At 40.9% G+C, this 14,849-nt stretch carries 11 protein-coding genes; 1 reads left to right on the top strand and 10 read right to left on the bottom strand.

The window, feature by feature from the left end:
- Positions 1–82: 82 nt before the first annotated feature.
- From PBAT_RS22655 to PBAT_RS22620, 8 genes are all read right to left on the bottom strand, one after another.
- A complete protein-coding gene (locus PBAT_RS22655; protein WP_068652940.1) occupies positions 83–1,381 on the bottom strand; it encodes an NCS2 family permease in 1,299 nt (432 codons plus the stop codon).
- A 120-nt stretch (positions 1,382–1,501) separates the two neighbouring features.
- Positions 1,502–2,257 (bottom strand): tRNA threonylcarbamoyladenosine dehydratase, encoded by a 756-nt coding sequence (locus tag PBAT_RS22650; RefSeq protein ID WP_068652939.1) that lies wholly within the window; start codon positions 2,255–2,257, stop codon positions 1,502–1,504.
- Positions 2,258–2,272: 15 nt separating this feature from the next.
- Positions 2,273–4,054: an aspartate--tRNA ligase gene (gene aspS, locus PBAT_RS22645; RefSeq protein WP_068652938.1), complete on the bottom strand. Its 1,782-nt coding sequence runs from the start codon at positions 4,052–4,054 to the stop codon at positions 2,273–2,275.
- A gap of 43 nt (positions 4,055–4,097) precedes the next feature.
- Positions 4,098–5,342, bottom strand: a complete 1,245-nt coding sequence (gene hisS, locus PBAT_RS22640; RefSeq protein ID WP_068652937.1) for a histidine--tRNA ligase — start codon at positions 5,340–5,342, stop codon at positions 4,098–4,100.
- Between the two features lie 569 nt (positions 5,343–5,911).
- Positions 5,912–6,355, bottom strand: coding sequence for a hypothetical protein (locus PBAT_RS22635; RefSeq protein WP_068652936.1), 444 nt, complete (start codon positions 6,353–6,355; stop codon positions 5,912–5,914).
- Positions 6,356–6,400: 45 nt separating this feature from the next.
- Positions 6,401–6,910 carry a type 1 glutamine amidotransferase domain-containing protein gene (locus PBAT_RS22630; RefSeq protein ID WP_068652935.1) on the bottom strand — a complete coding sequence of 170 codons (510 nt, stop codon included), beginning with the start codon at positions 6,908–6,910 and terminating at the stop codon, positions 6,401–6,403.
- 464 nt (positions 6,911–7,374) lie between these two features.
- Complete coding sequence (dtd, locus tag PBAT_RS22625) at positions 7,375–7,824, bottom strand: D-aminoacyl-tRNA deacylase (protein ID WP_068652934.1); 450 nt, start codon at positions 7,822–7,824, stop codon at positions 7,375–7,377.
- A gap of 35 nt (positions 7,825–7,859) precedes the next feature.
- Positions 7,860–10,040: a RelA/SpoT family protein gene (locus PBAT_RS22620; protein ID WP_068652933.1), complete on the bottom strand. Its 2,181-nt coding sequence runs from the start codon at positions 10,038–10,040 to the stop codon at positions 7,860–7,862.
- A gap of 288 nt (positions 10,041–10,328) precedes the next feature.
- On the opposite strand from PBAT_RS22620, the gene uraA reads away from it, so the two are divergent.
- Positions 10,329–11,636 (top strand): uracil permease, encoded by a 1,308-nt coding sequence (gene uraA, locus PBAT_RS22615; RefSeq protein ID WP_068652932.1) that lies wholly within the window; start codon positions 10,329–10,331, stop codon positions 11,634–11,636.
- A 99-nt stretch (positions 11,637–11,735) separates the two neighbouring features.
- Here uraA and PBAT_RS22610 read toward each other — a convergent pair whose 3' ends face one another.
- Together PBAT_RS22610 and recJ are read right to left on the bottom strand one after the other, a co-directional pair.
- Positions 11,736–12,254, bottom strand: a complete 519-nt coding sequence (locus tag PBAT_RS22610; protein ID WP_068652931.1) for an adenine phosphoribosyltransferase — start codon at positions 12,252–12,254, stop codon at positions 11,736–11,738.
- Between the two features lie 161 nt (positions 12,255–12,415).
- The gene (gene recJ, locus PBAT_RS22605) at positions 12,416–14,812 is read right to left on the bottom strand and encodes a single-stranded-DNA-specific exonuclease RecJ (RefSeq protein ID WP_068652930.1); all 2,397 of its coding nucleotides are present in this window, start codon (positions 14,810–14,812) and stop codon (positions 12,416–12,418) included.
- Positions 14,813–14,849: the final 37 nt, after the last annotated feature.

Genomic DNA, 14,849 nt, shown 5'->3' with positions numbered 1-14,849 from the left:
AGTGTTACTTCGCTACTAAATATTTCCTTACAGCAAAGGAAATCAAGTATATCATAACGGTATTAGAGAAACCACGAGTCTTTTATAACAATGAATTCAGAACGAAGTTAGCTATAAACAAAGCTGCAATGCCGTAAAGTACCGGAGAAACTTCTTTCCCTCTATTCTGTGCTAGCTTCACAACCGGATACGCAATAAAACCAAAAGCCATGCCATCTACAATACTATAGGTAAACGGAATCATGACCATGACCAAGAAGGCAGGAAATGCTTCTGTCAGATCTGAGAAATCCATCTCTTGTACATTTTGTACCATTAACCCACCGATGATGATCAGTATAGGTGCAATTGCACTATCGGGAATCCATGTCAGTAAGGGGATAAATAAAAACGTTGCAGCGAACAAAACAGCAGACACTAATGAAGTTAGTCCAGTACGTCCACCAGCTGCAATTCCAGCATTAGACTCCGCAGCAGCGACCACTGGACTTGAACCAAATATACCTGCAAATATGTTCGTTATTGACAAGGCACGGAGACTTCCCTTAAAGTTCTCCGGGCGACCACTCATGGCAGTCTGGGAGGCCACTAATCCGATATTCTCAAAAACAACAATCAGCAACAGAAGAAATACAGCGATCCAAAACACGATGTTACCCATATTGGACCATGATAACCCACCAAATACCTCACCATAGGTTTGAAAAGTACGCCCCGACTCGGCTTTAGGAGCAGTTGGACCTGCACCCAGTAGATAAGCAAGTACTGTTCCTGTCAACATCGTTATAAGCATTCCTCCTGGTACTCCTCGTACAAATAGAACCAATCCTAGGAGTAACGTTACACAAGAAACGATGACGGATGGATCTGAGAAATGGCCAATAGCGACAAATGTCGTTTGATGGGCAACCACGATACTACTTTTTTGCAAACCGATAAATGTCAGAAATAATCCAATTCCAACCGTAATACCGTGTTGAAGATTTCTAGGAATAGCTTCACTAATGATTCGATAAAGCGAAGTAAAGGCTACGATGGAGAACAAAATACCCGTTACGGTTACAACCGCAAGGGCTTCCTGCCAGCTAAGCTTCATGGAATGAACGAGTGTATATGTGAAAAATGCATTAATCCCCATACCCGGAACAACAATGATAGGCGACTTCCCACCAAATGCCATAAGTAAACAACCTGTAATTGATGTCAGTAGTGTACCCACCATTGCAGCTTTTAGCGGCATCCCTGCATCATGAAGAATCGTCGCGTTGACCATAACAATATAAACGACTGCAAAGTAGGACACCATTCCTGCAATCATTTCTTTCTTCCAATCATCTTGTGGCGTAAGACCCAGACTTCGGTGCCAAAATCCTGATTTCATCAATTAATCCCCATTCTGTGTTCACTTTTCAGATCCATTATGTAGCATATCCAATAATGACAAAAAAAGGGCGCGGCACCGAAAGTTCGGCCACCCCGCACCTCTATTTTTAAATTTCACTCATGTAATAATCCCTTTGTTAGCAAGTAACTCACGCACTGCAACACTAGCCATAATTAAGCCTACTACTGGCGGTACAAAAGCATTGCTCGCAGGAGGTTGCTTAGCTTTACGTCTATCTGGCGCATTGTCAGGTACAATCTTTTGTGTGATATCCTCACGGGGTTTCATCGGTGTCTCTGTTGAGAATACCACCTTCACACCCTTCTTAATTCCCTCTTTACGAAGTCTTGTTCGAATGACCCTTGCAATAGGATCCATGGTTGTCTTCGATATATCCGCTACTTGGAACCGTGTTGGATCCATCTTGTTCGCAGCACCCATGCTAGAAATCATCGGAATCTTTCTCTTGAGAGATTCTTTAATGATATGAATTTTATAAATGATGGTATCCGACGCATCCAATATATAATCCAAGTCATATTTAAACAATTCCTCATACGTTTCATCCGTGTAAAACATATTGAGTGCGATAGCTTCGCAGTCAGGATTAATTAGCTTCACTCGATCGACCATCAATTCCGTTTTTTCCTGACCTACAGTCGTAGTTAAAGCATGAATTTGTCGATTAATGTTCGTGATATCCACAACATCCTTATCAATCAGAATGATTCGTCCAACCCCAGTACGAGCGAGGGCCTCCACCGCAATGGAGCCCACTCCCCCGATACCCAAGACGGCTACCGTACTATTCTTCATGATCTCAAGGCCTTCTGATCCTATCGCGAGTTCTGTACGCGAAAATTGATGCAGCATGTACAGATGCCTCCTTTAAGCTTTCTTTTCTTCACCTGGTTTTTTCGACAATTTAATATGAAGTTGTTCAAGTTGAATATTTTCTACTGGTGAAGGAGCATCCATCAACAGATCCGTTGCGCTAGCTGTTTTCGGGAACGCAATCGTCTCACGAAGATTCGTACGACCAGCCAATAACATAATCAGTCTGTCCAATCCAAAGGCAATACCACCATGAGGTGGAGTTCCATATTCAAAGGCATCCAGTAGGTATCCAAACTTATCATATGCATCTTCAGGTGACAAACCGAGCGCGTTGAACATTTTCTCCTGAATTTCACGTTTAAAGATACGCATCGAACCGCCACCAACTTCATAGCCATTTAATACGATATCATAAGCTTCAGCACGCATCTTCAAAGGATCTGTATCGAACAATTCCAAATCCTCATCCTTAGGACGTGTGAACGGGTGATGTTCTGCAATATATCGTTTCTGATCATCATCATAGCTAAGCAATGGGAAGTCTAATACCCAAACAAATTTAAATTCTTTGTCGTTAATTAATCCTAATTGACGACCAATCTTAAGACGTAACGCACCTAGAACATCAGCAACAATCTTACTGTTATCCGCAGAGAATAGGAGAAGGTCGCCATCTTCTGCTCCTGTACGTTCTTTGATTGCTATAATTTCATCTTCAGAAAGGAATTTAACGATTGGACCTTTAAATTCGCCATCTTTCACTTGGACCCAAGCTAGTCCTTTCGCGCCATAACGACTCGCATATGTTCCGAGCTCATCGATGTCTTTACGACTCCATGTTCCGCATCCTTTAGCGTTAAGACACTTCACTTGTCCACCATTTCCAATAACGGATGCGAATACCTTAGCTCCACTATTAGCTACGATATCACTCAATTCTACGAGTTCTAATCCAAAACGTAGATCCGGTTTATCGGAACCATACTTGCTCATCGCGTCTGCATGACTAATACGTTGGAATGGTGTCGGCAATTCCGCACCCACCGTTTCCTTAAATAGACGAACCATAAGTTGCTCCATCATATTTAGAAGAGTGTCCCGATCTATGAAAGAAGTCTCAATATCGACTTGCGTAAATTCAGGTTGACGGTCTGAACGAAGATCTTCATCACGGAAACAACGTGCGATTTGATAATAACGTTCAATTCCACCTACCATTAATAATTGTTTGTAAATTTGTGGGGATTGCGGTAGTGCAAAGAACTCGCCAGCATGCACACGACTTGGAACCAAGTAATCACGTGCACCTTCTGGAGAACTCTTAGTCAAGATTGGTGTCTCCACGTCGATGAAACCTTCATCATCCAAGAAATCACGGAAAATCTTAGTTGCTTTGGAACGCAACATAAGTGTCTTCTGCATTTCAGGTCTGCGCAAATCTAAGTAACGATATTTCAATCGAAGTGACTCATCAACTTCAACACCATCTTCAATAAAGAATGGAGGTGTCTTAGCTGCATTTAACACTTCAATTTCTGTAATACGTACTTCAATTTCTCCTGTAGGGAGATTGGCATTAACGGTCTCTTTATCACGTAGTACTACCTCACCTGTTACAGTCAGTACATATTCACTACGAACTTTATCCGCTATAGCAAGTGCATCACCGGAGAAACTTGGGTTAAATACGATCTGTACGATCCCGCTACGATCGCGGAAATCGATAAACATAACGCCTCCTAAATCGCGACGTGTCTGCACCCAACCATTCAGCGTAACTGTCTCGCCTATATGTGCTGTCGTAAGTTTTCCACATTGATGTGTTCTACTCATACTTAATCAATCCCCTTTTTCTATAGTTAGCCTAATAGGCATTTTAAACAAGGTTCAGATGGATCTCATCCAATTTCACGGTAAGCTGTTCACCCGTCTCCATCGATTTCAGAGCTATTTCACCACGTTCGAGCTCATCATCACCAAGAATCGCAGTATAACGCGCCTTCAGACGATCTGAGGACTTCATCTGAGCCTTCATCTTGCGTCCCAAATAATCACGTTCTACTGAGAATCCAAGTTGACGAAGTTTAAATACTTGTTTGGTAATTTCCATGTCTGCTTGTTCGCCTAAAGCGACGAAGTAAACATCCAAAGGTTTCTGTGCATTTAGTTCGATCTGTTGTTTCTCAAGAATGAGTACAATACGCTCCAAACCAATACCTACACCAATTCCGGGTTGGTCTGGTCCGCCAATACCACTCACAAGACCGTTATAACGCCCTCCACCACCAATGGTATCAATAGCGCCAATACCTTCTGCTTTGAATTCAAAAGCGGTATGCGTATAATAATCCAATCCACGAACGAGTCTTGGATTGACAACATAGTCCACTTCCATAACATCCAAATGCTGCTTTACCTTCTCAAAAAGAGTGCTACATTCTTCATCTAAACTTCCCAAAATAGAAGGAGCATCATGGAATTTATCTTGATCCACTTTACAATCCAGTACACGCATAGGATTGCGCTCCATCCGAGAATTACAATCTTTACAAAGGCTGTCCTTCATTGGTGTTAGATAGGCAAGTAATTGCTCTCGATATGCTGTACGAGTCTCAGGTGTACCTACAGAGTTAATTTCTACTTTCACACCCTGCATTCCTAGCTCCCTACAAAATTGATACCCCAGTGATATCACTTCCGCATCAATTGCAGGATCTACCGCTCCAAAAGCTTCTACCCCGAACTGATGAAATTGACGATACCGTCCTGCTTGAGGGCGTTCATACCGAAACATAGGTCCAATATAATACAGCTTGCTAACGTCAGGTTCACCGTATAACTTATTCTCCACGTACGCTCTGACTACGCCTGCTGTTCCTTCCGGACGTAACGTCATGCTGCGATCACCTTTATCATTGAACGTATACATTTCCTTCTCAACGATATCAGTTGTATCCCCAACACCACGTACAAATAAATCCGTCTGTTCAAAAAGTGGCGTACGTATCTCACGATAATTAAAACGTCTGCATAGATCTCTTGCTTTTTGTTCAACATACTGCCATTTTTCTACCATACCCGGCAATAGATCTTGCGTTCCTGTCGGTTTTTGAAAGGCCATTACAACTACCTCCTTTTACATATATAACCATTTTTTTGAATCAAAAAAAATCTCCCGCCCTGTTCAAAAAGAACCGGGACGAGAGATTATAATTAAAGTAATCACCCGTGGTACCACCCACATTTCGAATAACTCACAGTCCATAAGACTGTAATAGCCATCCGCTTATACGATTAACGCCCGTTCAGCGCAGTACGGCTACTACAACATACGATTTCTCAAATGAGAGTCGATTGTTTCACCAACTGTTCTCGAGGAAGTCATTCATCCGGTCATCAAGAGAATCCTTACAGCCAAGGGACTCTTCTCTGATCTTGTGGGGCCTAGATTACTTTATCCTGTCATTGAATCGATTTTCAACTATTTTTAGATTGTAATGAACTAGCGTACTAAAGTCAATAGCGGACATTCATTTTACGACAAAAAAAGACCCACAATCGATATTGTAGGTCAAAAGTTATATTAAAAAAGGGGGTCATAGGTTTATTATAGTCAGACTATGTTAAGAGAACATGAATTCTATATTACATTTATATTACATTTTGGAAAGCGCTTTACTTAAGCGCTGTCTAGTCCACTTTCTCAACAAAGGCTTGATGTTCACGAAGCTTTTGGACAACCTCTTCATAATCCTCATCCTGAACTTTTGCTACAAGAACATAATTAAGATTCTCAACATCATCAGAGGTAACCTCAGTAGTGTTCCATAACACTCCTTCATCATTTACATTTGACTCGACATCCATATCGCGCTCATCAATATTGTTATTCAAGGTAGGCACAATATTGATTCCTGCCACGCCACCCGCTCCCATAATTCCTACTGCTCCAGAAGTATTGATATTCCCCGATGTATTAATCCCAACTAAAGGAAATATAAGATTACTATCGCGATTAATCGAATCTGCTAACTTGCTAACTTCTAAATGCTCTGTTTTATACGTAAGAAGGGTCGTTTTGGCACCTTCAGCTTGATCTTCTGTCTGGAAATACGCTTGGATTTGCTTAGACATGATAAAACCTCCTTTTTCTCATAGAAATCATAGAACATTTATAAGTCAGAGTACCTTCAATAATTCACGAATAAACGCGGGTTCATCCTCAGGTGTACGCGAAGTAATGAAGTTCCCATCGACCACAACTTCCTCATCCTTGAATTTAGCACCTGCGTTGACCACATCATCTTGTAGTGCCTGATACGAAGTAATCGTGCGTCCATTAAGCAAGGCTGCACTAATGAGTATCTGTGGTCCGTGACAGATCGCAGCAATGGGTAACTTCTTATCGTTAGCCTCTTTAACGAACTCTAATATATTTGAATTCAAGCGTAATGCCTCAGGGGAAGAACCCCCAGGAATAACAATGGCATCATAATCTACTATTTTGCTATCTGCTATAGCTTGATCTGTTGTATAGGTAGATTGTCCTTTTTTACCTTTAAGTATTTCACCTTTTTTCAGTCCAATAATAATAGCCTTATGTCCAGCTTTTATTACAGCATCGTATGGTTCTTTCATTTCGGAATCTTCAAATTGATTTGCTAATAGAAAAGCAACTACTTTACTCATAGTATCGCGCTCCTTTTTCTTTAGGGTGTACTTGTTATTACCCTAACTAGCGTATTTTATAACACACTAAATCAAGTAAACAGGTTGAGCTCTCCGCACTCGATTGATATAAGTTATCATATTAAAAAAAGACAACCCTCAAAGGTTGTCCCAGTTCACAATAATTATCATATTCATGGATCTACATTCTAGGTATATCATCTCGATGGTTTCCCTTAGGGCATACCGCCCACATTGGATATGACACACACTTTGAAGCACGATCACTTTGAAGGATTTCATTAAAATGACCTATCGGTATCGTCGGTAACACTTGCGATGAGCATTGTTTGGATGACTGACGCATGTGATAAAGCGCTCCTTTGGTAAATAAATCGAACCACAGACAATATACTTTAGTTCGATCTATATAGATAAGAATATCTCTTGAGCTCTATTCTTACCATTCCCTTCAAGCAGACCTTCTATGCGTCTACACGACTATCGATAATCAAGGTCACTGGTCCCCAATTTGTAAAGGAAACATCCATCATTTCACCGAATTGACCTGTTTCGACATGTATCCCTTTAGCTATCAATTCACGATTGAAGTATTCATAAAGATCTTTTGCTATATCAGGTTTCGCTGCAGCCATAAAGTTCGGTCGTCTGCCTTTACGGCAATCACCATATAACGTGAATTGAGATACCGATAATATAGCTCCACCCATATCTACGACACTATGGTTCATTTTACCAAGATCATCTTCAAAAATACGCAAGCCTGCTATCTTCTCAACCAGGTATTTAGCGTCCTTCTCTGTGTCTTCATGAGTGACCCCTACGAGCACCATTAGACCTTGATCTATCTTACCAACGATATCACCACTAACGGTAACAGAAGCCTCTTTACAGCGTTGTACAACCACTTTCATATGAACGTACTCGCTCCTTTATCACATATCCCTGATTACTGGATAATTCGGTGTACCGTGTACACATCCTTCACCCTCTTAATCCGCTCAACAACAGAATGAAGGTGATCCGTATTACGAATTAGGATGGTCATGTGCATCTGTGCCATTTTATTCTTATCAGAACGTCCGGTAACCGCAGATATATTCGTCTTCATCTCGGATACCGCCTGTAATACCTCATTTAAGAGTCCGTTACGGTCATGACCGGTAATCTCAATATCGACACTATAATTCGCTTCAAGCTGCCCTTCCCATTCCACTTCGATAACCCGTGCCGCTTCCTCACCATCACCTTCAGTAGGAATATTCGGACAATCCATACGATGTATAGACACACCTCTTCCACGTGTAACATAACCGATTATTTCATCGCCAGGTACTGGATTACAGCACCTTGCAAATCGTATCAATAAATTATCTATCCCTTTAACGCGAACGCCGTTCGTAGGGCGATTTTTCTTTTCTACGGTAGGTGCTTTGATTTCTTTGATTTCCGAGGTCAATTCAATCATGTTTGCTTCTTCTTGCTCTTTGCGTAACTTCTCCGTCAGACGTGTAACAATTTGAGAGGCGGTTATACCACTAAATCCTACAGCAGAGAGCATATCTTCAGGGTCATTGAAAGCAAACTTCTTAGCTACTTCCATTAACTTATCATCTGTCATCCATTCCGAAGGTTCCAATCCAAGGCGCTTGAGTTCTCGTTCAATGGAATCATGTCCTTTTTCAACATTCTCTTCCCGTCGTTCCTTCTTGAACCATTGTTTAATTTTACTTTTGGCGTGAGAAGATTGAGCGATCTTAAGCCAATCCTGACTGGGTCCGTATGAGTGTTTGGAAGTCATGATTTCGACAATATCCCCGGTCTTCAGCCTATGATCCAACGGTACGATTCGACCATTGACTTTAGAACCAATGGTGCGATTCCCAACTTCAGTATGAATTCTATAAGCATAATCTAACGGTACAGACCCTGATGGAAGTTCAACAACTTCCCCTTTAGGGGTAAACACAAAGACTAGATCAGAGAAAAAGTCCATCTTAAGTGATTCTACAAATTCAGAAGCATCTTTGGCCTCATGTTGAAGTTCAAGGATCTCTCTGAAAAATGTCATTTTATTCTCAAAGGTACCCACAGCAGATGTGCCTTCCTTATACGCCCAATGTGCAGCTATACCAAATTCTGCTGTACGATGCATATCGAGGGTACGAATTTGGACTTCTGTAGGCTCCCCATTAGGACCAACCACGGTTGTATGAAGTGATTGATACATATTCGCTTTTGGCATAGCTATATAATCTTTAAAGCGTCCAGGCATCGGTTTCCATAACGTATGGATAATCCCTAATGTGGCATAACAATCTTTGATATTGTCTACAATGATACGAATAGCAAGCAAATCATAGATTTCATTGAATTGTTTGTTTTTAGTCGTCATTTTGTTGAATACGCTATAAATATGTTTAGGACGCCCAGAAAGCTCACCTTCGATACCCATTTCGTCCAACTTTTCTTTAATTCTCAGAATAACACTGTCGACAAATTCTTCACGTTCTGCACGTTTTTTGTGAATCAGATTCGCTATACGATAATATTGTTGAGGATTTAAATATCTTAGAGAAAGGTCTTCCATTTCTCCTTTGATAGCAGAAATACCTAACCGATCTGCAATAGGACAAAAAATCTCCAATGTTTCATATGCAATTCGGCGCTGACTTTCCTCCGATTGGAACTTCAATGTACGCATATTATGAAGGCGATCTGCTAATTTAATCACAATGACACGAATATCCTGTGCCATCGCAATAAACATTTTTCTATAGTTCTCATTTTGTTGTTCTTCTTTAGAACGGAACTTAATGCGTTCTAGCTTAGTAAGTCCATCTACAAGCATCGCACAGGTATCTCCGAATTGGTTACGAATATCAACTAAAGAGACTGTCGTATCTTCAACGACATCATGTAAGAGAGCCGCTATAACAGACAAGGAGTCCATCTGCATGCTCACGACAATATCTGCAACCGCTAGCGGATGCAGAATATAGGGTTCGCCTGATTTCCGAACCTGTCCGTGATGAGCTTGTTCCGCGAAGTCGTATGCTTCTTGGATGCGGATAAGATCATTTTCTTTTATATAGGCTTCAGCCTTTTCAAGTAATCGCTCTATGCCCATCTAGTTTATGCCGTTTCCCTTCTATATAAAATGGAACCCGCATTTCCAATAATCTGTGCAGGTTCCCTCCGTGTGATTTTTTATTAATTATGACGCTTGTGACGTAATACGTCAACACTTCAGCTAATCCAAAGCATGGGTTGACAATGAAGTGCCATTTTCAACATGAAAGTGGCTTATAAGTGATTATTTCGAAAATGTTATTGTAATATTCAGCAAATCTAATTAATCTATATAAGATCATTTTTTATACAGGAAAAACACTAAATCAATTAGGAGTGAAAATCTTTGCAACGAGAAATTCAAGTAAATGAGCGATTGCCTCTTGGCCCCGGCTTCCTACTAAGCCTACAACACTTATTCGCCATGTTTGGAAGCACTGTGTTAGTACCTAATCTGTTCGGAGTCGATCCAGGTATGATTCTATTAATGAATGGTATCGGTACCTTGTTCTATATCTTAATTTGTAAAGGGAAAATCCCCGCATACTTAGGCTCCAGCTTTGCATTTATAGCGCCTGTTAGTTCACTAATACTCAAGGACCCTGATCAAGGTTATTCCTTGGCGCTAGGGGCATTTATTGTTACTGGAGTTATTTTTTGTATCGTAGCCTTGATTGTCCAACGTGTAGGTACGGCTTGGATTAATGTCGTATTCCCTCCAGCAGTTATGGGTGCTATCGTAGCAACCATTGGTCTCGAGATTGTACCTGTAGCCGCACGGATGGCAGGTCTTATTGGTCCTGAGGATGCGGTAGCAGCGGCCAGTTGGACTCCCGATATGCCTACCATCATTATATCCATGACAACGCTAGGTGTTACCATTATTGGTGCGCTCGTCTTCAGAGGATTCCCCAAGATCATCCATATCTTGATAGGTATTGTAACAGGGTATATGCTGGCATACTTCATGGGTGAAGTTAACAGTTCCGCAATTGCTAACGCTAATTTCTTCGCAACCCCACATATTACAACACCAAGCTTTAACTTATCTGTCATCCTAACGATCATTCCAGTGTCTCTAGTGGTCATTGTAGAACATATAGGTCATTTACTTGTGACAAGTAATATTGTTGGGAAAGATCTCAATAAAGATCCCGGTCTTCACCGCTCACTACTTGGGAATGGGATTTCAACTATTGTCTCCGGATTTGTTGGTTCAACACCTAATACGACCTATGGGGAGAATATCGGTGTAATGGCACTCACAAAGGTATACTCCGTCTTTGTCATTGGTGGAGCTGCTATTATTGCTATTCTCCTATCTTTCTCTGGAACCTTCTCCTCTGTGATTTCAGAAATACCTCCTGCTGTAATGGGGGGCGTGTCTCTTCTGTTGTTCGGTGTTATTGCAGCTTCTGGTCTTCGTATATTTGTAGAACAAAAAGTTGATTTCTCTAAAGCATCGAATATGATTCTAGCTACTCTTGTCTTAGTTATTGGTCTAAGTGGAGCTACTCTTCATATTTACGGTATTGAACTTAAAGGTATGGCCTTAGCAACCATCGTCGGGATTGCCCTTAGTTTATTCATCAAATTATTAGAAGTACTTGGATTATCTAATGAAAAAGAAGAAGCTTCGATTGGCGAGAAATAAATCCCTAATTTGTCATTGCTGAACAAAAAACCTCTTCCCTAAAAAGTAGGAAGAGGTCTTTTGTCGTATCAATAAGCCCTTAAAGCTAGAACGTAATCTCTAGTCTTCGTAAGATAGAAGTGAGAACACTTCAACATCCGTCAATTTGTCGCGTCCTTTTAATGGATCTAACTCAATTAAGAAAGCAGCCCCCACTACAACCCCACCTAGTTGGCGAACTAAGTTAACTGAAGTTGAGATCGTTCCACCCGTAGCAAGAAGATCATCAGCAATTAATACTTTTTGACCTTTCTCAATAGCATCCGTGTGCATCGCTAGACTGTCATTACCATATTCCAAGTTATATCCCAATTCGATAGTCTCATAAGGAAGTTTACCGCTTTTACGAATCGGAACAAAACCAACGCCCAATGCGTAAGCAAGAGGTGCTCCTACGACAAAACCGCGAGCCTCTGGACCAGCAATAAGATCTATTTCAAGATGCTTAATAAGCTCTTTAAGTTCATCAATCGCTTTCTTGTACATCACACCATCTTTAAGTAACGTTGTTATATCTTTAAAGCTAATTCCCTGTTCTGGAAAATCAGGAATGACACGAATAGAATCTTTTAAATTCAAGTTAATTTCCTCCTAAAATGTTTTGAGCGATACTTCTTGGTTTACTTCGAAAAGCATACCTCGAAAGCATAAACTAATGTTTTGAGCGATACTTCTTGGGTTTACTTCTAAAAACATACTTCCAAAGCATAAACCAATGTTTTGAGCGATACAACTGGGTATTATGAAATAGCCTTTAACAGGGTTATCATCCAATTTGTCAATTGCATTGTGTTCGTATGGAACAAATTCTGCTCCATTTCTGCAAGTTTTCCTAGCTCCCGAAAGTGTAATGAATCATCCAGGTCTTTCTTGGGAGGTTTAGACACAATCGTTATAGAACCTTGACTTCGTTCAATAAAGGACAACTCTTCAAATACATCCATCATCATAGAGAGCATCCTCACAGATGTTGATGATTGACGACTGATCTGTGATAATACATCTCTTTCAGATACAGGAACAGATCCAATACGAGACAATAATATATACAACTTTTTAAATAATTCCCGATCAGGAACTTGAAGTTTCTCTGGGACATCCATGTCATGTAGTAAGACGATATTTCGTAATGACTTATATGTTGTCATCATTTCATCTAACTGCCGAGGAGACAGCGGTGCGTCCAAAACAAACAAAGTCGTTATATCATCCTTCCCTTGTTCTGCCAATGAATTAGAGCTTATCATTCCACCGTTCTTATCATATACCCAAAGGGATAGTTCGTTCAAATCATTTCTTATATCCGCTAGCCGCTTTTCTTCAAAAATTACACCAACTTGTGAAGATTGACCACGTAAGCGAGGACCCATCATTTGTAGATAACGATTTATCTCCATCTGTGGATCTTTCGCGCCACGCAAATCATACACTTGGGGTTCAGATATCGCTAGATCATGAAGCATAAGTTGCAGTTTGCGGGAACCATTCCATTCATTAATTGACAATTCTCCGATAACATCCAAGGAACTCCCTGAGGTCAGTAGCTCAGAAAGATTTCCTTGACCGAAAGCAACAGCTTCTAGCCTGTTATTTCCTTGTTGCATCGTAAGTCTAAGGTGATTATGTTCGCGTCCCATTGTACGACTTTCTTGCAACACAACATCCCTGATAATGAACCGTGGAACTGGATTAGCCATCCCAAATGGTTGTAATAACTCTAACTCTTCAATAACTGAGATAGATAAATCTGATATCTTCCATTCCCCATCGGCCTCAACTACAGGAATGAGATCCTCTGTGACTAGAATGGTCTTTGCATATTGATTTAGTGCAATTTCAAATTCACTTAAGTGTTCTATTGGCAGACTCATTCCTGCTGCTGCAGGATGACCACCATAATGATCCATTAAATGTTTGCATGACGTTAAAGCATCATACATATCAAGTCCAGGTATTGAACGAGCAGAACCTTTACATGTGCCTGTCCCTTCATCAATGCCTAATATGAGGACCGGACGATAGTAACGTTCTAATATTTTAGATGCTACAATGCCTACTACACCGACATTCCAACCTTTACCTGCCAACACAATGCAAGACGGTAGACCACCATTCTGTATCTTTGTCTCCAGTTGTGTAAGTGCTTCTTGAAGGATATCTTCTACAACCTGTTGTCTTTGTTTATTCAAATGATCTAACTCGTGGGCAAGACCTAGAGCAACCGATGAATCTTCAGTAGTCAATAAAGATACGGCTCTTCCTGCATGATCTAATCTTCCACTTGCATTAATTCTAGGAGCCATACCAAACGCAATGTTGGTGGAAGTTACTGTCTCCTTAACAATGCCACTCACTTCGAGTAAAGCCTTAATTCCTTGAAAAGACGATTTGCGCATGGATGCAATCCCCGTCTGAACTAAGATACGATTCTCACCTGTCAGTGGCATTAAATCAGCTACAGTTCCAATCGCTACAAGCTCTGTCCATTCGATAGGAGGATTGCCTAATAAAGCCTGACATAACTTGTATGCCACCCCTACACCGGCTAATCCTTTATATGGATATGAGCAATCAGATAGCTTAGGATTAATGAGGGCGTAAGCATTTGGCAAAACCTCAGGAGGCTCGTGGTGATCCGTAATAATAACATCAATCCCTAAGGAATTAGCATAAGCTACCTGCTCAACCGCACTTATTCCTGTATCAACTGTTATCATTAATGAGACTCCTTGTTGATGAGCCCAATCCATCGCATGGTTATGAAGCCCATACCCCTCGTTAGAACGATGTGGTATGTAAATATCGAAGGATGCCCCCAAGTGGCGCATGAGATGGATCATCAATGATGTACTCGATACCCCGTCTGCATCATAGTCCCCATATACTAAAATATGTTCTTCACTATCAACAGCTTGGAGAATTCTAGGAACCGCTTCTGTCATTCCGTGTAACAGGAAAGGATCATGTAAATCATCCATATTCCCTTTTATAAACATGTTAGCCTCTTCAACGGTGCAAATTCCTCTTGAGATAAGAAGGGAAGCAAGCATCGGAGAAATAGACAATACCTCAGCGAATTGTTGACTAGCATTAGCGTCGTATGCCTGTGGCTGCCACTTATACTTCGAATGGAGCACGTGTGTTCACCTTTCTTTCCCTACCTTGTTCATATTT

The sequence above is a fragment of the Paenibacillus antarcticus genome, assembly GCF_001637225.1.
In the GTDB taxonomy this organism is placed as follows: domain Bacteria; phylum Bacillota; class Bacilli; order Paenibacillales; family Paenibacillaceae; genus Paenibacillus_AQ; species Paenibacillus_AQ antarcticus.
This window is presented reverse-complemented; position numbering and strand designations above follow the sequence as displayed.